This window comes from Streptomyces sp. NPDC024632 (assembly GCF_055559175.1).
Genome location: NZ_JBVHLD010000023.1, coordinates 137,967 through 158,444 on the forward strand (window position 1 = coordinate 137,967; position 20,478 = coordinate 158,444).

General features: G+C 72.4%; 20 protein-coding genes. 9 read left to right on the forward strand and 11 right to left on the reverse strand.

Going from position 1 to position 20,478, the window contains the following annotated elements; translation table 11 throughout:
• Nucleotides 1–5 precede the first annotated feature (5 nt).
• Complete coding sequence (locus ACZ37P_RS34860) at nt 6–884, reverse strand: SMP-30/gluconolactonase/LRE family protein (RefSeq protein ID WP_355349036.1); 879 nt, start codon at nt 882–884, stop codon at nt 6–8.
• 518 nt (nt 885–1,402) lie between these two features.
• Here ACZ37P_RS34860 and ACZ37P_RS34865 point away from each other — a divergent pair.
• Together ACZ37P_RS34865 and ACZ37P_RS34870 are read left to right on the forward strand one after the other, a co-directional pair.
• Nucleotides 1,403–3,514, forward strand: a complete 2,112-nt coding sequence (locus ACZ37P_RS34865) for an MFS transporter (protein WP_467350435.1) — start codon at nt 1,403–1,405, stop codon at nt 3,512–3,514.
• Between the two features lie 381 nt (nt 3,515–3,895).
• Complete coding sequence (locus ACZ37P_RS34870; RefSeq protein WP_467350436.1) at nt 3,896–5,464, forward strand: UxaA family hydrolase; 1,569 nt, start codon at nt 3,896–3,898, stop codon at nt 5,462–5,464.
• Between the two features lie 21 nt (nt 5,465–5,485).
• Here the strand turns inward: ACZ37P_RS34870 and ACZ37P_RS34875 are convergent, their stop codons facing one another.
• The 6 genes from ACZ37P_RS34875 to ACZ37P_RS34900 all read right to left on the reverse strand — a co-directional run bounded on the left by ACZ37P_RS34875 (nt 5,486) and on the right by ACZ37P_RS34900 (nt 11,651).
• The gene (locus tag ACZ37P_RS34875; RefSeq protein ID WP_355349027.1) at nt 5,486–5,935 is read right to left on the reverse strand and encodes a MarR family winged helix-turn-helix transcriptional regulator; all 450 of its coding nucleotides are present in this window, start codon (nt 5,933–5,935) and stop codon (nt 5,486–5,488) included.
• Nucleotides 5,936–6,024: 89 nt separating this feature from the next.
• Nucleotides 6,025–6,927, reverse strand: a complete 903-nt coding sequence (locus ACZ37P_RS34880; protein WP_467350437.1) for an STM4011 family radical SAM protein — start codon at nt 6,925–6,927, stop codon at nt 6,025–6,027.
• A 10-nt stretch (nt 6,928–6,937) separates the two neighbouring features.
• Nucleotides 6,938–8,398 carry an STM4012 family radical SAM protein gene (locus tag ACZ37P_RS34885; RefSeq protein ID WP_467350439.1) on the reverse strand — a complete coding sequence of 487 codons (1,461 nt, stop codon included), beginning with the start codon at nt 8,396–8,398 and terminating at the stop codon, nt 6,938–6,940.
• Nucleotides 8,395–9,201: an STM4013/SEN3800 family hydrolase gene (locus ACZ37P_RS34890; protein WP_391161835.1), complete on the reverse strand. Its 807-nt coding sequence runs from the start codon at nt 9,199–9,201 to the stop codon at nt 8,395–8,397. Before ACZ37P_RS34890 ends, ACZ37P_RS34885 begins: the two co-directional genes overlap by 4 nt.
• Nucleotides 9,202–9,241: 40 nt before the next feature.
• Nucleotides 9,242–10,558 (reverse strand): STM4014 family protein, encoded by a 1,317-nt coding sequence (locus ACZ37P_RS34895; protein WP_467350441.1) that lies wholly within the window; start codon nt 10,556–10,558, stop codon nt 9,242–9,244.
• 130 nt (nt 10,559–10,688) lie between these two features.
• Nucleotides 10,689–11,651: an STM4015 family protein gene (locus tag ACZ37P_RS34900; protein WP_391161836.1), complete on the reverse strand. Its 963-nt coding sequence runs from the start codon at nt 11,649–11,651 to the stop codon at nt 10,689–10,691.
• Nucleotides 11,652–11,846: 195 nt separating this feature from the next.
• Between ACZ37P_RS34900 and ACZ37P_RS34905 the strand changes: the two genes are divergently transcribed.
• On the forward strand, nt 11,847–12,173 hold the full coding sequence (locus ACZ37P_RS34905; protein WP_188280697.1) for a hypothetical protein: 327 nt from the start codon (nt 11,847–11,849) through the stop codon (nt 12,171–12,173).
• Nucleotides 12,174–12,261: 88 nt separating this feature from the next.
• Nucleotides 12,262–13,284: a DUF6745 domain-containing protein gene (locus ACZ37P_RS34910; protein ID WP_467350456.1), complete on the forward strand. Its 1,023-nt coding sequence runs from the start codon at nt 12,262–12,264 to the stop codon at nt 13,282–13,284.
• 14 nt (nt 13,285–13,298) lie between these two features.
• On the opposite strand, the gene ACZ37P_RS34915 is transcribed toward ACZ37P_RS34910, so the two are convergent.
• The gene (locus ACZ37P_RS34915) at nt 13,299–13,709 is read right to left on the reverse strand and encodes an SsgA family sporulation/cell division regulator (RefSeq protein WP_467350443.1); all 411 of its coding nucleotides are present in this window, start codon (nt 13,707–13,709) and stop codon (nt 13,299–13,301) included.
• A 201-nt stretch (nt 13,710–13,910) separates the two neighbouring features.
• On the opposite strand from ACZ37P_RS34915, the gene ACZ37P_RS34920 reads away from it, so the two are divergent.
• A complete protein-coding gene (locus ACZ37P_RS34920; RefSeq protein WP_188283019.1) occupies nt 13,911–14,288 on the forward strand; it encodes an MmcQ/YjbR family DNA-binding protein in 378 nt (125 codons plus the stop codon).
• Nucleotides 14,289–14,329: 41 nt separating this feature from the next.
• On the opposite strand, the gene ACZ37P_RS34925 is transcribed toward ACZ37P_RS34920, so the two are convergent.
• A complete protein-coding gene (locus tag ACZ37P_RS34925; RefSeq protein ID WP_188283018.1) occupies nt 14,330–14,521 on the reverse strand; it encodes a DUF4236 domain-containing protein in 192 nt (63 codons plus the stop codon).
• A 362-nt stretch (nt 14,522–14,883) separates the two neighbouring features.
• Here ACZ37P_RS34925 and ACZ37P_RS34930 point away from each other — a divergent pair, with 362 nt between their 5' ends.
• The 3 genes from ACZ37P_RS34930 to ACZ37P_RS34940 all read left to right on the forward strand — a co-directional run bounded on the left by ACZ37P_RS34930 (nt 14,884) and on the right by ACZ37P_RS34940 (nt 17,913).
• Nucleotides 14,884–15,231, forward strand: coding sequence for a chaplin (locus ACZ37P_RS34930; protein ID WP_391049870.1), 348 nt, complete (start codon nt 14,884–14,886; stop codon nt 15,229–15,231).
• 289 nt (nt 15,232–15,520) lie between these two features.
• Entirely contained in the window at nt 15,521–15,787 is a 267-nt protein-coding gene (locus ACZ37P_RS34935) for a GlsB/YeaQ/YmgE family stress response membrane protein (RefSeq protein WP_391049869.1), read from the forward strand.
• A gap of 242 nt (nt 15,788–16,029) precedes the next feature.
• Complete coding sequence (locus tag ACZ37P_RS34940; RefSeq protein ID WP_467350446.1) at nt 16,030–17,913, forward strand: RecQ family ATP-dependent DNA helicase; 1,884 nt, start codon at nt 16,030–16,032, stop codon at nt 17,911–17,913.
• On the opposite strand, the gene ACZ37P_RS34945 is transcribed toward ACZ37P_RS34940, so the two are convergent.
• A complete protein-coding gene (locus tag ACZ37P_RS34945) occupies nt 17,894–18,193 on the reverse strand; it encodes a WhiB family transcriptional regulator (RefSeq protein WP_355348993.1) in 300 nt (99 codons plus the stop codon). The two genes, ACZ37P_RS34940 and ACZ37P_RS34945, sit on opposite strands and share 20 nt — an antisense overlap.
• 347 nt (nt 18,194–18,540) lie before the next feature.
• Here ACZ37P_RS34945 and ACZ37P_RS34950 point away from each other — a divergent pair, with 347 nt between their 5' ends.
• Nucleotides 18,541–18,936 (forward strand): YkvA family protein, encoded by a 396-nt coding sequence (locus tag ACZ37P_RS34950; RefSeq protein WP_355348990.1) that lies wholly within the window; start codon nt 18,541–18,543, stop codon nt 18,934–18,936.
• Nucleotides 18,937–19,063: 127 nt separating this feature from the next.
• Here the strand turns inward: ACZ37P_RS34950 and ACZ37P_RS34955 are convergent, their stop codons facing one another.
• Nucleotides 19,064–20,149, reverse strand: a complete 1,086-nt coding sequence (locus ACZ37P_RS34955; protein WP_355348987.1) for a sugar ABC transporter substrate-binding protein — start codon at nt 20,147–20,149, stop codon at nt 19,064–19,066.
• Nucleotides 20,150–20,478 lie beyond the last annotated feature (329 nt).

Below are 20,478 nucleotides of genomic sequence, written 5' to 3' on the forward strand. Positions count from 1 at the left end.
CCGTCTCAGCCGCGGAAGGCCGCCACGGGGACGCCGCGCGTGTCCGTGGCGACGACGAAGACGGAGCCGGACAGCGGGGAGCGCTCCAGATCCTCGGCGGACAGGCCCTCGCGGGCCGAGGTGACGTACAGCCTGCCGTCGGCGCCGAAGGCACAGCTCGTGGGCTGCGGGACGGGCACCGGTACGCGTCCGATCACGCGGCCCGCCGGGTCGTAGCGCCGTACCTCGGCGCCGCCGTGCATGGCTGTCCAGAAGCAGCCGTCGACGTCGACCGCCAGGCCGTCGGGGACCCCGGAGCCCTCGGTCTTCGTCAGGACCTCAAGGCCGCCCAGTTCCCCGGAGTCGGCGTCGAACGCGCTGCGGTAGAGCAGTCGGGCGTAGCTGTCGGCCAGGTACATCACGGTGTTGTCGGCGTTCCAGCCCAGTCCGTTCGGCAGGACCAGCCCGTCCGCGACGACGACGCTCGGGGCGTCTGCGTCCCAGCGGTGGAGCCGTCCCTGGCCGGGGGCGAACCGCATGTCGTTGCTGCCCGCCCAGAACCGTCCGCGGACGTCCACCTTGCCGTCGTTCATCCGCAGGTTCGGCTCCGGCAGGACCGGGTCGACGACGGTGGTCACGCCGTCGACGACGAAGCCGAATCCGCCGGCCACGGCGGCGGCGAACCCGTCGTCGTGGGCCCGCGGCGCGACCGCGCCCACCATGACACCGACCTCCGTCACGGTCTGCCGCCCGGTGGCCAGGTCGTCCTCGTAGACCGTGCCGCCGTAGATGTCGACCCACACCAGCCGGCCGGTCCTGGGGTCGAAGACAGGGCCCTCCCCCACCTCGGAGGTGTCGCTGCGCACCGCGACATCCAGATCGGTGTAGGTCCGCACACTGCCCATGACGACTCCGTTTCCGCGTGACTTCCACGTTTTCCCGCGTGTTCTTCGGCCGCGTGCCTCTTCTGCGTGCTGTTCCGGGCAGTCGCGGCGGCCCCTGCCGGACAACCTCGCCCGCAGCCGTGGCCACTGTCAACGGCGGATAGCGGATGGCGGGGATCCGGGCTGCGAATGGGCCGTTTCCCGTGGTCGCGCACGGCCCAGTTCACAGCGGTGGCACGGCGTTCGTTCCCTCCGGCCAGGGTGCGTGCAGCACGGCTCTGATGAAGGCGCGGGCCGCCGCGCCCAGCGGCCGTTCGGAATGCCACCGAGGCCCTCACCAGGTCCTGAGCCCGCACGGGGACCTCGCACGAGAACCCGAGCAGGACCCTGCACGGGGACCCCTCACAGATAGGCAGGCAACCTGCTAATCTATTCGACAGGCAGCCTGCCTATTCGGGGCCGCTGTGATCCGCCCTGGACCACGCCCGAACGCGGGCGGCAGGGGACCGGCGGGCGCGGGAAGCGAGAGGAGTCACGCGGTGAAGGTCATCGCACGCGGTGCCGTACCGGTACCCGTCAGCGGGGCGCACGGCGACGGGCGGGGAAAGCCCTTCGGCGCGCGCTTCGTGACCCCGCTGTACACGGGGGCCGCGCTCAATCCGGTCAACAGCTCCGTGATCGCGACGGCTCTGGTCCCCATCGCCGCCTCGCTGGACATACCGGTCGGGCGGACCGCGATCCTGATTTCGAGCCTCTATCTGACCAGTGCGATAGCGCAGCCCGCGGCCGGACGGCTGGCGGAGGTGTTCGGCCCGCGCCGGGTGTTCCTGACCGGCACGCTCATCGTGCTCGCCGCGGGCGTGATCGGCGCGATCGCCTGGAATCTGCCCGTCCTGGTGCTCTCCCGCGTCCTGATCGGCGCGGGCACGTCCGCCGCCTACCCCTCCGCGATGCTGCTGATCCGCCGCCGGGCGACCGCGGTCGGTCTCCAGGATCCGCCGGGCAACGTCCTCGGCGGTCTGGCGGTCGCCGGTGCGGCCACCGTGGCGATCGGCCCGGCCGTGGGCGGGCTGCTCGTCGGCGGGCTCGGGTGGCAGACCGCGTTCCTGGTCAACGTCCCGGCCGCCGGTGCCGCCTTCGCGATGGCGCTGCTGTGGATCGACAAGGACCCCGCCCGCGCCGGGGGCCGCTCACCGCGCGAGCTGGCCGTACGCATCGACGTCGTCGGCATGGCGGGCTTCGCGGGCGCCCTCACCTCGCTCCTGGTCTTCCTGACCGGGCTGCCCACGCCGGACTGGACCGCGCTGGCGGCCGCGGTCGTCCTGGCGGGAGCACTCGTCGCCTGGGAACTGCGGGCCGCCCGTCCGTTCCTCGATGTGCGGCTGCTCGCCTCGAAGCCCGCGCTGACCCGCACGTATCTGCGCAACGGGCTGACGCTGATGGGCACCTATGTGATCCTCTACGGTCTGACCCAGTGGCTGGAGGCCGCGCACGGGCTGTCCGCGTACCAGGCGGGCCTGGTCCTCGTCCCGATGGGCGCCCTGTCGGCCGTCACGGCCCGGATCGCCTCGCGCCGCACATCGGTGCGGGGCGTGCTGATCGGCTCCGCGGTCCTGCTGCTGCTCGGCGCGGCGGCCGCCCTGCCGCTCACGGCGCACACACCGGTCGCCGCCGTCGTCGCCGTCACCGCGCTGTTCGGCCTCACCTCGGGGGCGAGCACTGTGGCCAACCAGACGGTCCTCTACCGCGAGTCCCCGCCCGAGAGCGTCGGCACGGCCTCGGGGCTGCTGCGCACCTTCGGGTACATCGGCTCGATCGCCTCGGCGGCCATCACCGGGATCGCCTTCCACAGCCGCGTCGACGACACCGGCCTGCACCGTATCTCGTGGTCGCTGGTCGCCATCGGCGCCGTCGTCCTCCTCATGACCGTCTTCGACCGCCACCTGGCCGGTGTCCGACAGGGCTCCGCGGCGGCGGTCGATCCCCCCGTCCGACACGACCACACCGCTGAACCGCACCGCTCAGGTGATCCGCGTCTCTCAGAAAGTACCGACATGACCACCCCCGCCCAGCCCGTCGTCGCCTCCCGTACCGCCCTGTTGCTGATGGACTTCCAGCCCGCGGTCCTGGCCGCCGTTCCCGACGGCGAGGCCGTGCTCGCCCGCGCCCAACAGGCCCTGGCCTGGGCACGTTCGCTGGACATCCGCGTCGTCCACGTCCGCGTCGCCTTCGCACCGGAGGACTTCGCCGCCGTGCCCGACCGCAACAAGTCCTTCGCCCCCGTCGCCCGGCACGGATTCCTCGCCGACGGCAGCCCGGAGGCGGACCTGCACGACGCGCTCGACGTACGGGAGGGCGACGTCGTGGTGCGCAAGGTCAGGGTCGGCGCGTTCTCCGCCGCCACCGGACTCCACCCGACGCTGCTCGGCCAGGAGATCGACACCCTCGTCCTCGCCGGGCTCTCCACCTCGGGCGTGGTGCTCTCGACCGTGCGGCACGCCGCCGACGAGGACTACCGGCTCTACGTCCTCAAGGACGCGACCGGCGACCCCGATCCGGAGGTCCACCGCGTGCTGACCGAGAAGGTGTTCCCGAGCCAGGCGGACGTCATCACCACCGATGATCTGTCCGCGCTCGGCAAGCAGGCTTGAGCCCCGCTCCCGACGTGAAGTCGGGATCCGGAAATCGGATCGGGCCCATATGCGATACGGGTCGGCGGTGTTGTCCGGGCAGTGCACCGCCTCCCGGCTCTGAACTGGGCCGATCCGCTTTCCGAATAGGGCTGTTCCGACATCCACGCTTCACTGTCGCCGCGGTGCGCACGTATCGTCCTGAGGTATGGACATCCCACTTTCCAGTCCCCTGTGCGCAATTGAAGAGTTGCCTGAAATCCGCCGCGGTGGATTCACGGAACGGGACCCTGAATCAGCGCACACAGCGGATGAGTGGGTGAGCTTTCCCTCGGTGTTGGGGGATCTCCCGCCGGAATCCGGCGCGGGTCTCCTTCCGAACTCCGTCCGGCCGGTGTGCGCATGACGAACGTGCGCGGAACGGACACCGGCGCGGCGGCGCCCGCGCGGACGGCCGGTGAACCGGCCGTCCCGCTGGTCGCACGGCCCGGCATTGACAACATCGGGCTGGTGCGGACGGACGTGGCGGCGGGCACGCCCGTACGGGTCGCGCGGGGTGTGGTCCCCGCCGCCGACGACATCCCCGCGGGCCACAAGGTGGCCGTCTCCCCCATCGCCGCGGGCGCCGAGGTCCGCAAGTACGGGGAGGTCATCGGTGTCGCCGCCCGCGACATCCGGCCCGGCGAACACGTACACGTCCACAATCTCGGCCTCGGCGACGCCACCGCCCGCGCCGGGGCGCCGCGGCCCGCTCCCCCGGCCTGGCGGCCCCCGGCCGAGGCCACCCGCGACCACTTCCTCGGCTACCGGCGCGCCGACGGCCGTGCCGCCACCCGCAATTACCTGGCCGTGCTCCCGACGGTGAACTGCTCGGCGACCGTGGCCCGGATGATCGCCCAGGCCGCCAACGACCGCCACGCCGGGGCGCCGGGCCTGGACGGCGTCATCGCCCTGACCCACGACCTCGGCTGCGGCATGGCCGAGGGCACCGAGGGCGACGACCTGCTGCGGCGCACCCTGCGCGGCTACGCGCGCCATGTGAACATCGCCGGTGTGCTGACGGTCAGTCTCGGCTGCGAGGTGAACCAGCCGGAGAACGTCTTCGGCGACGATCCGGCCGTGCGCACGCTCACCATCCAGGCGCTCGGCGGCACCGCGGCGACCGTGAACGCCGCCCTCGACCGCGTCGCCGAGATGGTCGGCGGCCTGGCGACGCTGGCCCGTGAGCCGGTCGGCCTGCACGAACTCACCCTCGGACTCCAGTGCGGCGGCAGCGACGCCTATTCGGGGCTGACGGCCAATCCGACGCTGGGCGTCGCCGCCGATCTGCTGGCCGCCGCGGGCGGGCGGGTCGTCCTGGGCGAGACCCCGGAGATCTACGGCGCCGAGCACCTGCTGCGCGACCGCGCCGCCACGCCCGCGATCGCCGAACGGCTCGACGAGTTGATCGCGTGGTGGCAGCGGTACGTCACCCGGCACGGCGCCGCGCTGGACAACAACCCCTCCAAGGGCAACAGGGCCGGGGGCATCACCACCATCTGGGAGAAGTCGCTCGGTGCGGTGCTCAAGAGCGGGAGCAGCCCGCTCAACGGAGTCGTCGGCTACGCGGAGCCGGTCACCGCGCCCGGTCTGACGTTCATGGACACGCCCGGATACGACCCCGTGTCGGCCACCGGCATGGTCGCGGGCGGCGCGAATCTGCTGGCCTTCACCACCGGTCGCGGCTCGCTGTTCGGCTCACGGCCCGTGCCCTGCCTGAAGATCAGCACCACCAGTCGGCTCTACCAGCACATGAGCGGCGACATGGACTTCGACGCCGGCCCGGCGATGTCCCGCGACGAGCACGTGCGGTACGGCACCCGGCTCTTCGAGACGCTGGTGGACATGGCCTCCGGCACGCCGAGCAAGTCCGAGGCGCTCGGCTTCGGGGCCGAGGAGATCGTGCCGTGGCGCATGGGGGCCGTGCTGTAGGAGCCGGACCCCGGCGGCGGGTCAACGGTCGCTGTCCGCCAGGCGGTTCATGATCTCGGCCGCCTTCAGCAGCGTCCTGCGCTCGTCGGCCCGGAGCAGATCGCGTACCGCCGCCTCCAGCCAGGCTTCCCGGACGGCGGGGATGGTCTCGACCAGCGCCCGGCCCTCGGCCGTCGCGTGCAGGAGCGTCTTGCGGCCGTCGGCGGGGTCCTTGCCCGAGGTGATCAGCCCGCCGTCGCGCAGCGCCGCGAGCGTCTCGGCCATCGACTGCCGCCGTACGTGTTCGGCCGCGGCCAGATCGCTCGCCGTGGTGGGGCCCTCGTCCACGATGCGCCCCAGCGTGGTGATCTGCGACCAGGTCCACCGCATGTCGTCCGTCGCCGACTCGGCCCGCAGCCGGGCCCGGAGCCGGGTCATGGCCTTCATCAGCTCAGCGGCCGTTCCGGCCTGCGGTCTCGGTTCGCTGCCCACCGCCCAAGACTATCCGGCGCGCGGCCCACCTGCCCATTCTCCCCGTGGGTCCGCCGCCGTCCCCCGCGGCCTCCGGGGGTGACGGCGGGTCAGATTAGCGGCAGCAGGGCCCTGCCGCCCGCGGCGCCCGCTTCCGGCGCGGTGGCCGTGCGGTCCGCGGGGACGCGCTCCAGGACTCCGCCCGCGAAGACGTCGTAGAGCGGCAGCGACTCCAGGTGGACATAGCCGATGTGGCAGTCGCAGACGGCCAGCGGGCAGGGGCGGGGGGCCAGGGCGGTCCGGTAGGAGCCGTCGTAGAGATTGCCCAGTTCGGCGCGGACGAAGTGGCAGCGGCGGACCGTGCCGTCGCCGTCCACCGACAGGACGGACTCGCCGGTGCGGCAGGGCAGGCCGGCCGAGCGGTGCGGGTGGCGGCTGTAGGGGAAGTGCGGGTCGAGGGCCGTCCAGGCGTCGGCTTCCGCGTCGGTGTAGGTGTGGCCCTCGGCGGCGTTCACCCACAGGTAGACGTGGCCGGGCAGCGCGGCGCGCAGCCGGGCGGCGTCCGCGAGGTGTTCCGGCAGCCCGACGACGCCGACGCTGAACCGGACACCGCGGTCGGCCACTTCGCGGGTCTTGCGCAGGAAGCGGTCGTACGGGGTCTGGCCGGGGTGGTAGGTGCACCACAGGGCGACGGTGCCGGGGTCGGCGTCCGCGAGCCAGTCGGTGCGGCAGCTCAGATTCGTCTGGATGGCGACCCGGTCGATGTGCGGCTCGTGCGACAGCTGGGCCAGGGTGTTCCGGTACCAGGAGCGGACCAGGCCCTCGCCCCACGGGGTGAACAGCACGGACAGCCGGTCGCCCCGCTGCTCTCGCGCCCAGTGCGCGAAGCGGGCGAGCGCGGCGCGGTCGGCGCGCAGTTGCGCGGGGCTGTCGCGGCGCTTGGCGAAGGGGCAGTACGGGCAGTCGTAGTCGCAGGAGGCGAGCGGGCCGCGGTAGAGCAGTGTCAGATCCATGGCGGGGTCCTCACTTCAGCTCGTACGCGGCCATCGCCGCCCGGACCCGGGGTGAGAACAGTTCGGGGCCGAGGGCGTCGGAGTGGGCGAGTCCTTCGGGGGACAGCCGTATGCGGCCGGTCGCGGGGGCCTCGTCGTCGAGCCAGCCTCGGGCCGCGAAGCGGTCGATCTCGGCGGCGAAGTCGGCGTGGGCGTCGGTGCCGAAGCGGTCGCGGTAGTCGGCCAGGGGCATGCCGTCGGCTTGCAGCAGCGACTGGAGCAGGTGCCTGCGGCGGGCCTCGTCGGCGTCGACCCGGCGGCCGTGGGCGGCGCGGGTGAAGTCGTCGGTGGTGGTGTACTCGTCGATGATCGCGCGGATCTCGCGCATGTCGACGGCGTAGTCGAAGGAGTAGTGCAGCGTGGAGGTGTAGGAGCGGGCGCCGCAGCCGAGGCCGATCATGCCGTCGGTCTGGCAGGCGTGGTCGTCGGGCCCTTGGGGCGTGGCGTCGGCCCGGCGGAACATCCGCATGGAGACCTGCTCGTAGCCGTGCGTCAGGAGGTGGTCGCGGCCCTGTCGGTACAGCCGCAGCCGCTGCTCGTCCCAGGCCGGGTCGCTGACGGCGGTGCGGCTCTCCAGGCCGGTCTTCGGCCGTACGTACAGCGGGTAGAGGTACAGCTCCTCCGGCCGCCAGCGCAGCGCGGCCTCCAGCGAGGTGCGCCAACTGGCCGGGGTCTGGCCGTCGATGCCGTAGATGAGGTCGATGTTGAGGACCGGGATACCGGCGTCGCGGACGCGGGCGAGCGCGGCTTCGACGTCGGCGCGGCGCTGGGGCCGTACGGCGGCTTTCGCCTCGTCGTCCACGAAGCTCTGGACACCGAGGCTGAGCCGGGTGGCGCCGCGGTCGGCGAGGACGGCGAGCCGGTCGGCGGTGGCGGTCGCGGGCGACGCCTCGACGGAGAGCGGGATCGCGCGCAGGTCGGTGCCCATCCGGCGCTCGGCGATGTCGCAGAGCCGTTCCAGTTCGGCGGCCGTCAGGAAGGTGGGGGTGCCGCCGCCGAAGGCCGCGGTGGCGAACCGTAGCGGCTCGCGGTCGCCGAGCGCGTCCCGGACGGCGGTGGCCTGCCGGTCGAGCGCGTCGAGATAGCGGGTGGTCAGCTCGCCGGGCGCGCCGATGCGGGTGAAGAGGTTGCAGAATCCGCAGCGGACCTCGCAGAACGGGATGTGCAGATAGAGCGAGAGCGCGTCCTTGGGCTCCGCCTGCCACAGGCCGCTCAGCGCGGGCCGGTCGGGCAGCGGGCGGTAGGCGGTCTTGTGCGGATACGCGTAGACGTAGCTCTGGTAGGGACTGTCGGCGGGGGGCGCGGGCTGGTCAGGAGACGGCGCGTCGGCGGGCGTGGCCGTGGAGACCGGTGTGGTCGTGCCGGTCGGTGTGGTCGTGGAGATCGGTGTCGTCAAGGAGATCGGTGTGGTCGTGGTGATCGGCGCGTTCATGAGGACGGCTCCAGGAAGAAGTGGGCGTAGGGCACCGTCCAGACCGCCTCGTGGCCGAGGCGGTGACCTGTGTAGCCGTCGTCTCCGTAGGTGGTGCCGTGGTCGGAGCAGACGATGGCGAAGCAGCGGCGGCGGGCCGCCATGGCGTGGAAGAGACGTCCGATGTGCCGGTCGATGTACTCCAGCGCCGCCGCGTGCGTGGCGCGGGTGTCACCGGCCTCGCGGGTGGCGCCCGGTGTGTGGAACCAGTTGGGCTGGTGCAGCGCGGACGCGTTGAGGAAGAGGAACAGCCGCTGGTCGGCGGGCAGTTCGGCGACGACCTGCTCCGCGCGCGCGACCTGCGCCTCGAAGGAGGTGGGCGAGGCGACGCCGAACTCCGGCTCCCAGTAACTCTCCTGGAACAGTCCCGGCAGGACGTCGCCCAGCGCGCCGCGCTTGTTGAAGAAGCCGACGCCGCCGATGCAGACGGTGCGGTATCCGGCCGCCGCGAGCCCGGACACCAGGTCGGGCGTGTCGAAGACGTACGTGCCCGCCTCGGTGGTCTCGCTCCCGGCGAAGCGCGCGGCGAACAGCCGGGGGTGCGGTCCGGGCGCCGCCGGGGTCGGCAGGAATCCGGCGAAGATCGCCTGGTGCGAGGCGTAGGTGAAGCTGCCGGGCGCGTGCCGCTCCTCCCAGCGCCCGCCCGGCAGATGGCGGGCCAGGTGCGGAATGCGGCCGGCCGCGGCCAACTCGGCCGCGACGTCGTGGCGGAGCGTGTCGAGGGTGATCAGGAGGAGGTCGTCACGGCCCACGACCTCGTTCATGTCCGGGCCTCCGCCGTCCAGGAGGGCGGGCGCGGACGCGTCAGAGGGTCGCATGTCGGGTCCTCGGCGCTTGGTGGTGCGACGGTTCGTGGCCTGCTGGTACGTGCCGCGCCGCGCCGTGCGGCGCCGGTTCGGGCGGGGCTTGTTCGTGCGGCGCCGGTACGGGCGCGGCGGATTCATCGGCGGCTGGTTCGTACGCGCTCCGTTCGTACGCGGCCGGTTCGTACGCGCTCCGTTCGTACGCGACCGGTGCGTACGGTGGCCGGACTCCGGTCGGCGACGCGGCGCGGGCGCGTACGGCGGCGATCTGGGCGGCGTAGGTGTCCAGGCCCTCCGCTCCGCTGCCCGGCAGTCCGGTGAGCCTCGGCAGCAGGTCGCCGAAGGCGTTGACCTCGCCGACCGCGAAGCGCCGCCAGCCGATCGCGGGGAGCAGGTCGACGCCGACGCACAGCGTGCCGGGGAAGCAGGCGGCGGCCCGCTCGCAGATCTCCAGCGCCTGCTCCCACCGGACGCCCGCGGCCTCGATCGCGGCGCCGAGGTCGCCGCGCGCGCCGCCCAGGTGGAGGTTGGTGAGCGGCGAGCGGCTGGTGCGCACCACGGCGTGCGTGGCGCGGCCGTCGACGACCACGATCCGCAGGTCGGCGACGCGCCCGTGCAGCGACGCCTTGGGCAGCCAGCGCTCGATGTGCAGGCCGTCCGGTGCGAGCGCGTCGACCAGCGCGGCGATCTCGGTCTCGCGGGTGATACGGCGCACCCGCAGCGAATTGTGCAGACGTCCGTCCGCCGACTCGACGGACGTGGTGGCCTGGACGCGCCCGCCGCCCGCCGTCTCCACGGCGAGCACCCCGGAGGCCGACGATCCGTGAGCGAGTTTGACGAAGGCGCGCGGCATGGCGTGCTCGCGCATCAGCGCCCGTACGTCGGCCCAGCCGCGCACCGCGGGGGCGGCGGCACCCGAGGTGGGCGAGGCGGGTACGGGCACCCCGGCCTCGGCCAGCCTCCGGTGGCAGCGCCGCTTGTCGAACAGCACCGCCAGTTCGTCCGGGTCGTCCAGCCGCCTGCCGCCGTCCAGGGTGCGGACGGCGGCGGTGAATCGGGCGTACCAGCGGGCGCTGCCCTCCACCCGCGTGGGGTCGTCCATGTCCCGCAGCGCGCGGTCCACTTCGGCGTCCTCACCGGGCGAGTCGAGTCGTACGACCTCGTCCGCCGCGAAGGTCGCGCCGCCCTCGCGCAGGACGTCGCGCCAGGGCACGACGCGGGGCGCGGGCAGCCCGGCCTCGGTCGCGGCGCGCGCGAAGAGACCGACCCGCCGGTTCTCCGGGTTGCCGACGACAGCGAAGCGCGGTTCGTCTCTCACGTCACCTTCCCCCTCTCCCCTGGTCGCCCACGTGCCCGGCGCTGATGGACGGTCACCGGTCACCGGTCCGCCGCCCGGCGGTGGTCATCGGCCGGTCGGCGACCGGCTGGACGGCTGACGGAACGACCGGCTACTCGCCGACGGCGACGAAACGCCACACGGTCTCGTCGTCGTCATCGACCTCCTCGTCGGCGTCGTCGCGGTCCAGTTCGACGTGGACGCCCGACGGTTCGAGGGCTTCCCGCAGGCGCCGGGCGACCGGCGAGGTGAGGTAGTTGTGGTGCAGGTCGAGGGTCTTGAGGTGGGTGAGGGGCTGGCCCGCGAGCAGCGCCGTGGCGCCCTCGTCGGTCAGCACGCCCATCGACAGGTCGAGGGTCTCCAGCCGGGCCACGACGGGCGCGGAGGCGAGGGCCGCGGCGATCTCGTCCTGCATTTCGCTGTTGCGCAGGGCCAGCGAGCGGAGCTTGGGCAGCAGCGCGCCGGTGAGGAACGGCGCCAGGTCGGTGATCTCGCTGTCCCCGCCGTACTCGGAGGTGCCGAGCCACAGGTCGAGGTGTTCCAGCGCGGGCAGGTCGCTGGCGGCGATGCCGCGGACGGCCTGCGCGGGCATGCCGCCGGTCTCGACGGTGAGCGAGCGCAGCCGGGCGTGCGTCACGGCGGGGAAGGCCAGGTCCTGTCCGCCGCGTACCCCGAACGACTCCAGTTCGGGGAAGCCGTCGAGCAGCGGGGTGACATCGCCCTGGTTGATCCAGGAGATCTCGCACTCCTCGCCCACGATGTCGCCGAGGAACAGGGCCCGCAGCGCGGGCAGTCGGTCCTTCACGGACAAGATGGCCGCGATCAGCGGTTCCGGTCCGCTCTCGTAGGCTTCGCTCCAGGAACCGACGATCAGCGCGCGCACCCGGGTGATGTCGACGGCCTGGGTGAACCGGGCGAAGGCGTCCTCCCACTTCTCCTCGCTGTCGTAGGAGTCGACGCCGATCCGCCAGGCGGCGGCGTCCGCTTCCGGCAGGTCGGTGCCCTTGTCGTCGGGTCCGGGGAAGTCGAAGGCGGGCAGGCCGTGCAGCTCCCGCATGTGGTTCCCGATGGTCATGTCCGCCTGCTCCTGACGTTCGACATTCGACGGCCGTACGAATTCGGCCGCGGCGATCACCGGCCGATGTGTGAGCAAGTTCTACCAAGCCGCACTGACAACGGCTGCGGCCGGGCCGACTCTGAGCCGTTGTCAGACCCCGGGCCTACGGTCGGTGTCGACGCGGTGCACGGAGCGCCGCGCGGAGGGAGAGCGATGTACCGGCAGGGTGATGTGCTCATCGCGCCGACCGAGGAGTCGGCGCTGCCGCCGCACATGGACGACGCGCCGCAGGAGCCGCGGGACGCGCGCGGCCGACTCGTCCTCGCGCTGGGCGAGGTGACGGGTCACGCGCACGCCGTCATGGGACCGGGACGGCTCTTCAGCCCGCCGGCCCCGTTCGCGCCGATGCTGCTGCATCTGCCGGACGGCGGCCGGGTCGTGCACGAGGAGCACGCGGCGATATCGCTGCCCAAGGGCTGGTACCGCGTGGTGCGGCAGCGGGAGTACGTACCGGGCTCGGTCCGCGTGGTCGCCGACTGAGCGTCCCGCGGTGGCGCCCGGGGGCCGGGCGCGCGGGCACGGCAGGACAGCACGAGGGCAGGGAGCAGAACTCATGGGAGGGGACGGCATGTCGACCGTCGAGCAGTGGAGGCAGGCCGCCGTGGCCACCGGATCCGCGGACCGCGCGGCGGCCGAGGCGGGGGTGCGGCTGGCGTACCGGCGCGCGGGGCTCGCGGAGCCGGAGCGCGTCCGCTGGGCCGGATCGCCGCGCGCGGCCGTGGCGATGCTGCGCGCGGAGGCCGCGCTTCAGGGGACGCGCGGCAAGGGCCACAGCGTGCGGGACGAGGTGCGCGGACGGCCGTGGGCCGCGGAGCGGGCCCGGCTGCACGCGGCGCTCGGCCCCGCGGGCTGGAGCGAGCGGTGGAACGCGACCGGGGCGCGGCTGTGGGAGGGGACGCAGGCGCTGGCGGGCCGGATCAGGGGCGGTGTGGTCGAGGAGTGGGCGCGGGGGCGGAAGGAGGAGCCGGAGATCCGGCTGCTGCTGCTCGACGCGGTCCTCGGTCAGCACGAGGCGGCCTGGCTGTGCGCGTTCGACACGCGGGAGGGCTCCCCGCTGGACGGGCTGGCGGCGGTCGCCCGCTCGGCGGGCTGGTGGTGGCCGTACGAGCGGGTCGCGATCGTCTGCGAGCGCCCGGCCGAGCTGCACCGCGACGAGGCGGGACGCCTCGACCGGGCCGACGGTCCCGCGCTCGCCTTCCCCGACGGCTTCGCGCTGCACGCCTGGCGCGGTATGCCGGTCCCCGCCGAGTTCCTGCGTGAGCTGGGTACCCTCACGCCGGAGCGGATACGCGGCGAGGAGAACGCGGAGCTGCGCCGCGTCATGCTGGAGCACTACGGCTACGACCGCTATCTGACCGAGTCGGGCGCGGTCCCCGTGCACCGGGACGAGACCGGCATCCTCTGGCGGATCGCGCTGACCGGGGACGAGGACGTGACGATGGTCGAGGTCGTCAACTCCACGCCGGAGCCGGACGGCACGAGCCGTACGTACTGGCTGCGGGTGCCGCCCGGCACCAGCACGGCGAAGGAGGGCGTGGCCTGGACGTTCGGCCTGACCGCCGACGCCTACGAGCCGCTGCGCCAGACCTGACGGGCGGACAGGCCCTAGGCGCGTTCGACGATGCGGGAGAGCTCGGCGTCCAGGGCGGATCGGACGGTCCGGGTGTCGAGCGGGGCGCGCTCCCGGGCGAAGGAGACGAAGCGGCGCACGGGGGCGGCGTCCAGCTCGACGCGGGCGTCCTGGCCGGGACGGCCGAGGCGGATCAGCAGCCGGGAGCCGGTTCCGGCCGAGGGCGTGACCCGGACGTCGCCGAGGCCGACGGCTCCGGTCAGGCCCTGGGCCAGCAGGTCCCAGGCGAAGATCCAGGTGGCGGTCTCGGGGCCGCCGAGGCCGAAGGTCATCCGCACCGCGAGGCAGTCCTGCGGGTCGTAGGCCATCCACGCCGGAATCCGCAGCCGGTGGCCGCCGGGCAGCGGCATCGACGCCGTCACCGTGTGGCAGCAGGAGTCGGGCATCGAGTCTCTTTTCGCCGAACGACGGGACGCGGCCGGTGGCGGTACTACCGGACAGGTCCTCGACCTCTGAGGCTCCGTGTGCCCCCGCCCGCGGATCACATGCCGCTCACATACCGGCCGCCGGTACGCCGCCCGGCGGATTTCCCGGCGGGGCATGGCCACCACGGGCGCGGGCACCCGCATTCCATGGAGGATGCGGAGATGGCTGATCATCACGATGTGCGCCGGATCGCGTTGACCCTGCCGGAGGCGGTGGCGGCGGACGACGGGATGTCCGTATCGGTGCCGAACGGCGGCAGGCACAAGAAATTCGCCTGGGTGTGGCTGGAGCGGACCGACCCGAAGCAGGCCCGCGTCCCGCGGACCGACGTGGTGGCCGTCCGGGTCGCGGGCCAGGAGGAGAAGGAGGCGCTCCTCGCCTCAGACCCGGCGAAGTTCTTCACCGAGCCGCATTACAACGGATTCCCCGCCGTGCTCGTACGGCTCAAGGCCGTCGCCGAGGACGAGCTGCGGGAGCTGCTCGTCGGCGCCTGGCGTTGCCAGGCGCCGCGAGCCCTCGTGCGGGATTCCGGTCTCTGAGACGGGTCTCCGAGACCGGCGGGGCGGGTCGCCCGCGCCGATCACTTGCGCCGGTCGGTGTGCCGGTAGCCGAAGGGGCCCGGCAGGTCCGCGGAGGTCGTCCGCCGTCCCGTGGTCGACCAGGTGCGGTGCGCGCCGCCTCTGCGTCCGAGCGTGAGGGACAGCGACTTCCGGTTCACGTTGATACGTACGCCGGGAAATATGTGGAACGACTTACGGAACGTCAGCGGCATGATGTCCTCCGGTGGTTGGCCTGTCGGCTCGTCTGCCCAGCTGACACCGCCTCACCCCGACGACTCCTGAACCGTCGCCGTCCGCCCGCGTTCCGACCGTTCGATACCGCCGAGGCCCCGGGCCGAGGGGTTCGGGCCGAGGGGTTCGGCAGAGGCGTTCGGCAGAGCCGTCCGGCGCAGTCGGGCCTCGGGCTCACTCGGGGAGCGGTGTTCGCTGCCGTCCGGACGAGTGACTTGCGGGCGCGGCAGCTACCGGGCCGACGACGGGTGGCGAACTCTGAGTGCGGACACCGGTAAGGCGGATGATCACACTCCGCATGCCGGTGGGCTCAGTGCAGACCACCAGCACCAAAGGAGTACCCATGAAGCTCATGCGCAACGGCGCCGTCCTGGCCGCGCTCGTCGGCGGGATCGTGCTTGCCGGTGGCGGCGTCGCCGCCGCTGACGCCGACGCCACCGGCGCGGCCATCGGCTCGCCCGGCGTCCTGTCGGGCAACCTGATCCAGGTCCCGATCGACGTGCCGATCAACGCCTGCGGCAACTCGATCAACCTGATCGGCGCGCTGAACCCCGCCTTCGGCAACACCTGTTACAACGGCGGCGGTCACCACGAGAGCGCCGGCTGGGACGGCGCGAACCACGACGGCATGGGCCACTGGGGCCACGAGGGTCACGTCTGGCACCCCGAGGCCAAGGACGACTGCAAGTAGTCGGACCGCTTCCTGAGCACCCCGTCCCGGTCGCCGCCCGCAAGGGCCGGCGGCCGGGACGCTCCATGCCGGGACGCTCCATGTCGGGACGCTCCCTGCCGGAACACCGCATGCCAGAACGCTTCACGCCGGGAGGCCGCGGGCCCGAACCCCTCGGACCCGGCCGCGTGAAGCACCCCTTTGGGCCCAACTCCCCCTCGCCCGGGGCCGAGTGCGTGTTCGTGTCCTTCAAGGGCAGACGACCCCCGAGAACGCACGTGGGTGGCCACGTACGACAAGAAGGGACGTCATGGAGATCTCCGGCATCATCAGTGCCATCATCATCGGCATTATCATTGGCGTGCTCGGTCGGCTCGTGGTCCCCGGCCGTCAGCACATCGGCGTCATCTGGACCATCCTGATCGGCATCGTGGCGGCCGTCATCGGAGCCGCCATCGCCCACGGTCTCAACGTCGACGACACCAGCGGAGTCGACTGGATCGAGTGGCTCATCCAGATCGGTCTGGCCGCTGTCGGTATCGCCGCTCTCGACAGGTCGAGCCCGCGCCGTCGGTGATCCATGAGTCCTGGTCCCGGCCACACCCGGCATCTGGATGATATGAACGCAGGCGCCTTTCCTCGAGGAGTTCCGCATGGAACCCGACCCCGGGAAGGGCGCCTTCCGTCTGCCCGATCGCGCCGCTGACGGTCACCCGCACCCACGACACCGCCCCGGCGCCCTCCCCCTCCAACGCCCGACCTTCATCGGCCGACCTTCATCGACCGACCGCCTCAACCACCACGACCGCAGGGAGCAGCATGTTCGGATCGACCGCCCGTCGGCTACGGCGTTGCGCACGTGACGTGTTCGGCTGGCCGAGCCTGCGCCCGCCGCAACTGGAGGCGATGAAGGCGGTGATGCGGCACCAGGACGTCATGGTCGTGATGCCGACCGGTGCCGGGAAGTCGGCGGTCTACCAGGTGCCGGGCGTCCTGCTGAAGGGGCCGACGGTCGTGGTGTCCCCGCTGATCGCCCTCCAGCGCGACCAGGTCGAGGGGCTGCTCAAGCGCGAAGGACCGGGCGCGGCATCGGTCAATTCCACGCACCGCGACGCGGAGAACGCGCAGACCTGGGACCGGGTGGAGAGCGGCGACCTGGACTTCATCTTCCTCGCGCCCGAGCAACTGGCCAGGGAGGACGTCATCCTGCGGCTGAAGCAGGCCCGTCCCGCGCTGTTCGTGGTGGACGAGGCGCACTGCGTCTCCTCCTGGGGCCACGACTTCCGCCCTGATTACCTGCGGTTGGGCGCCGTACGCGAACGGATCGGCCGCCCGCCGGTCCTGGCACTCACCGCGAGCGCGGCGGCGCCGGTCCGCGCGGAGATCCTTCAACTGCTGGGCATGCGCGGCGCCCAGGAGGTCATCGCCGGGTTCGACCGGCCCAACATCCACCTGGCGGTCGGCTACTTCCAGGAGGAGAAGGCCAAGCGGCGCGCGGTCCTCGACCGCGTCGGCGCCGAGACCGGCTCCGGCATCGTCTATACGGCGACCCGGCGCGAATCCGAGTCGTACGCCGAGGAGTTGCGGGACGCGGGGGTGTCCGCCGCCGCGTACCACGCGGGGTTGCGCGCCGCGGAGCGGTCGTCCGTCCAGGACCGTTTCCAGCGCGGGGAGTTGGCGGTCGTCGTGGCCACCTCGGCGTTCGGCATGGGCATAGACAAGCCCGATGTGCGGTTCGTGGTGCACGCCTCGGTGCCGGGATCGCTCGACGCGTACTACCAGGAGATCGGCCGCGCGGGCCGCGACGGGGAACCGGCGCGGGCGTACATGGCCTACCGGCCGCAGGACTTGGGGCTGCGGCGGTTCTTCTCCTCCGGCCGCCCGGACGCCGACGCCCTCACCCTGGTCGCGGACCAGCTCGCCGAGCGGTCGGCCGAGCGGACGACGGGCAAGGCGGCCGGGAAGAAGGCGGCCGAGGAGCCCGCCGCGGTCTCCGTGACGGCGTTGCGTGGCGACACCGGCCTGACGGCGAGCCGGTTGACGGGTGTCCTCAATTTGCTGGGGCAGGCGGGCGCGGTCCGTACGGCGGCGGACGGGAAGGTGTCGCTGACGCCGGAGTGCGCGACGGCCGCGGCGCGGAAGGCCGCGGTGGAGCGGGCGCTGGAAACCGCCGACAGCCACCGGCAGTTGGAGCAGTCCCGCGTGGACATGATGCGCGGCTTCGCGGAGACCGACGGCTGTCGGCGGGCGTTCCTGCTGGGTTACTTCGGCGAGGCGCTCCCCGGAGGCTGCGGCAACTGCGACACGTGCGGTTCGGCGACCGGACCCGGCGCCCCGGCCCCCGAAAGGGACCGTCACGCGGGTGTCCTGCGCGGTACGGGCTCGCGGGGCGACTCCCGACAGGACGCGGAGTCCGGTTCCGGCGGCCGGGAGTCAGCCGCGGCAGCCGCGCGGGGCGGGAGCCGGGCACGTATCTGGCGCCGCGACCGCGGACGGCCGGACGCCGGGGCCGCGGCCGCTTCGCACGGCCGGTACGCGCCCGGCGTCCGGGTCCTGCACGACAAATGGGGTCAGGGCGAGGTGATGGGCGTCGCGGACGACACGGTCACCGTGCTCTTCGAATCCGCCGGATACCGGACCCTGTCGCTGTCCGTCGTCCTGGAGCGGGATCTGCTGACGCCGGTCAAGGGGCGCGGTGCGTGACATGCGGCTCCGCGGTGCCCGCCGACGCGCGGGCCACCGCGGCCTGCTGCCGAGACCTCCGACGTTTCAGGGTGCGGCGTTCCTCCTCGCTGGTGCCGCCCCACACGCCGAGGCTTTCGCCCATGTCGAGGGCGTAGCTCAGGCAGGTCTCCCTGACCGGGCAGTCCGCGCAGACCCGTTGGGCCTTCTGCACCTGGAGTTTGGCCGGTCCGGCGTTGCCCACGGGGAAGAAGAGTTCGGGGTCCTCGGTGCGGCATGCGGCCTGGTGTTGCCAGCTCACGGAGACACCGCCTTTCGTCGGGTGCGGAGTGTCGAGCCCACGTACCGGGCCCATGGGTACTCGCCTGCCCAGGCGGTCGGCGCTCAACGTGAGGAGTTTGTGAGGGCGGCGCCGCCCGAAGCCTTACGGACATCCGACAACCCGATGACCCGATTCGCTCTCGGACGCCGCCCGTCGGGCGTGGCGGCGTCGCGCACGGCCGGATCGGGGGTAGGCGGTGACAGTGAGGCCGGGAGGTTCCCGACCGACCGGAGGCCGTGAGGTCCCCGCCCGACCGGAGGCCGTCAGGTCTCCACTCGGCCTCGCCCCGTATCCATGTCCGTCCGTACGCCGAAGGAGCCGCCGCCATGGCCAGAAGCGACCGCAAGCCGAGCAGGGCGCCCGTGCCGCTGCGCACCGGCCGCTCCGCGTGGGGCCTGTACCGCGAGACGCGCCGCCCGGGCGAACCGGGCCTGTTCCGGCGGCTGGTGGCGACACCGCGTCTGGTCAGCGCGGTTCTGCACCGCCGTTATCCGGGCCTGTCGCGCGCCAAGCTGCTGGCCTTCACGGTCCTGGCGGCGATCTACGTGGTCTCGCCGCTGGACGCGATCCCGGACGTCATCCCGGTTCTCGGGTGGACGGACGACTCGGCGGTGGTGCTGTGGTTCATGACCGGTCTGGTCCGCGAGTCGGGGCGCTTCGTGAGCTGGGAGTCCGACGGTCCGCGCGGCGGCGCGCTGCCCCCGAAGGGTTCGGCGGTGTGACCACCGGCCGGGCCGAGGGATACGGCGTACGCGGTACGCGCCCCTGACCCGGCCGGTCGAAACCGCTGCCGGAGGTTTCTCGCCGGACGCGTCATCCGTCGGATGCGCGTCCCGCTCGAAGCGTCTCCTACTGAATGCCGGCGTCCTTGCACGCCTGGGCGAATTCGGCGGTGCAGATCTGGGCGGTGGTGTAGAGACCGTCCTTGATGACCGTGTCCTTGATGTTCTCCTTGGTCACCGATATGGCGTCCAGCAGCTTCGCCGGGACGTCCTGGCCGGAACCGCTCTTGGCGGTGCCGTCGGCCACGGACTTGACGTCCTTGCCGTTCAGCAGGTCGATCGCGATCTGCGCGGTGGCGTCCGCCTCCGGCTTGTACGCCTTGTAGACGGTGCTGGTCTGAGTGCCCGCCAGAATCCGCTGGATCGCGGTGAGTTCGGCGTCCTGACCGGTGAGCGGCGGGTTGATGCCCGCACCCTTGAGGGCGGTGGCGATGCCGCCCGCCATGGCGTCGTTGGCGGAGTAGACACCGGCGATGGCGGCTTTGCCGAGCTGGGTGATCGCCGCGGTGACCTTCTGGTTGGCGACGGTGTCCTTCCACAGACCCGACTGCTCGTAGGCGATGTTCACCTTGCCGTCGAGGATCTTGTGGGCGCCTTCCTTGAAGGCGGCGGCGTTCGGGTCGGCCGGGTCGCCGTCGATCATCACGATCTTCGAGGTGGGAACGGCCTTGGGACCCATGGCGTCCAGCAGCGCCTGCCCCTGCAACTCGCCGACCTTCTCGTTGTCGTAGGAGACGTAGGCGGACACCGGACCCTGCGCGAGGCGGTCGTACGCGACGACCTTGATGCCCTTGTCGACCGCGGCCTGCACCGAGGACTGGATGCCGACCGAGTCCTGCGCGTCCAGGATGAGCACCTTGACGCCCTTGGCGATCATGCTGCTGACCTGCTGCGCCTGCTTCGCCGGGTCGGCCGAGGCGTTGTCGTAGCTGACCTTGCAGTCCGAGCACAGTTCCTTGATCTTGGCCTCGATCAGGGGACGGTCGAATTTGGCGTACCGGGTGGTCGTGGTGTCCGGGAGCAGCAGGCCGATCGTCTTGTCCTTGCCGCCGCCTGACGACTTGTCATGGGTTTTGCCGCAGGCGGCCACGGTGGTGAGCGCGAGCGAAACGGCGGCGGTTCCGACGATGAGCCGTCGCGTCATTGCCTTCATGCGCGGTTGCCCCTCCCTGACTGGGCCGCAACACCGCGACCCGGGTGCAGGCGAGTCAACTCTCGTGACGCTCCGTACGTCAAGAAGTAAACATCGGATCGATTCATTGAATCGATATTGGGCTCTCCTGTCGTCGCCTCATGAGGCAACGCCTACAACATGTGAATCCGAAGCCGGGCGTTCGGGGCAATGCGCTTTCACGGGTCGGATATGTGTCATACCGCTCACGACAGGACCGGGGGGGGGGGGGGGGGGGGGGGGGGGGGGGGGGGGGGGGGGGGGGGGGGGGGGGGGGGGGGGGGGGGGGGGGGGGGGGGGGGGGGGGGGGG

Excerpts from the sequence above, each read along its gene's own strand:
- ACZ37P_RS34910 (WP_467350456.1), top strand. The coding sequence starts at position 12,262 with ATGTCGACCGTCGAGCAGTGGAGGCAGGCCGCCGTGGCCACCGGATCC.
- ACZ37P_RS34860 (WP_355349036.1), bottom strand. The coding sequence starts at position 884 with ATGGGCAGTGTGCGGACCTACACCGATCTGGATGTCGCGGTGCGCAGC.
- ACZ37P_RS34950 (WP_355348990.1), top strand. The coding sequence starts at position 18,541 with ATGGCCAGAAGCGACCGCAAGCCGAGCAGGGCGCCCGTGCCGCTGCGC.
- ACZ37P_RS34905 (WP_188280697.1), top strand. The coding sequence starts at position 11,847 with ATGTACCGGCAGGGTGATGTGCTCATCGCGCCGACCGAGGAGTCGGCG.
- ACZ37P_RS34870 (WP_467350436.1), top strand. The coding sequence starts at position 3,896 with ATGACGAACGTGCGCGGAACGGACACCGGCGCGGCGGCGCCCGCGCGG.
- ACZ37P_RS34900 (WP_391161836.1), bottom strand. The coding sequence starts at position 11,651 with ATGACCATCGGGAACCACATGCGGGAGCTGCACGGCCTGCCCGCCTTC.
- ACZ37P_RS34955 (WP_355348987.1), bottom strand. The coding sequence starts at position 20,149 with ATGAAGGCAATGACGCGACGGCTCATCGTCGGAACCGCCGCCGTTTCG.
- ACZ37P_RS34915 (WP_467350443.1), bottom strand. The coding sequence starts at position 13,709 with ATGCCCGACTCCTGCTGCCACACGGTGACGGCGTCGATGCCGCTGCCC.
- ACZ37P_RS34890 (WP_391161835.1), bottom strand. The coding sequence starts at position 9,201 with ATGAACGAGGTCGTGGGCCGTGACGACCTCCTCCTGATCACCCTCGAC.
- ACZ37P_RS34880 (WP_467350437.1), bottom strand. The coding sequence starts at position 6,927 with ATGGATCTGACACTGCTCTACCGCGGCCCGCTCGCCTCCTGCGACTAC.
- ACZ37P_RS34925 (WP_188283018.1), bottom strand. The coding sequence starts at position 14,521 with ATGCCGCTGACGTTCCGTAAGTCGTTCCACATATTTCCCGGCGTACGT.
- ACZ37P_RS34935 (WP_391049869.1), top strand. The coding sequence starts at position 15,521 with ATGGAGATCTCCGGCATCATCAGTGCCATCATCATCGGCATTATCATT.
- ACZ37P_RS34940 (WP_467350446.1), top strand. The coding sequence starts at position 16,030 with ATGTTCGGATCGACCGCCCGTCGGCTACGGCGTTGCGCACGTGACGTG.
- ACZ37P_RS34885 (WP_467350439.1), bottom strand. The coding sequence starts at position 8,398 with ATGAACGCGCCGATCACCACGACCACACCGATCTCCTTGACGACACCG.
- ACZ37P_RS34920 (WP_188283019.1), top strand. The coding sequence starts at position 13,911 with ATGGCTGATCATCACGATGTGCGCCGGATCGCGTTGACCCTGCCGGAG.
- ACZ37P_RS34930 (WP_391049870.1), top strand. The coding sequence starts at position 14,884 with ATGAAGCTCATGCGCAACGGCGCCGTCCTGGCCGCGCTCGTCGGCGGG.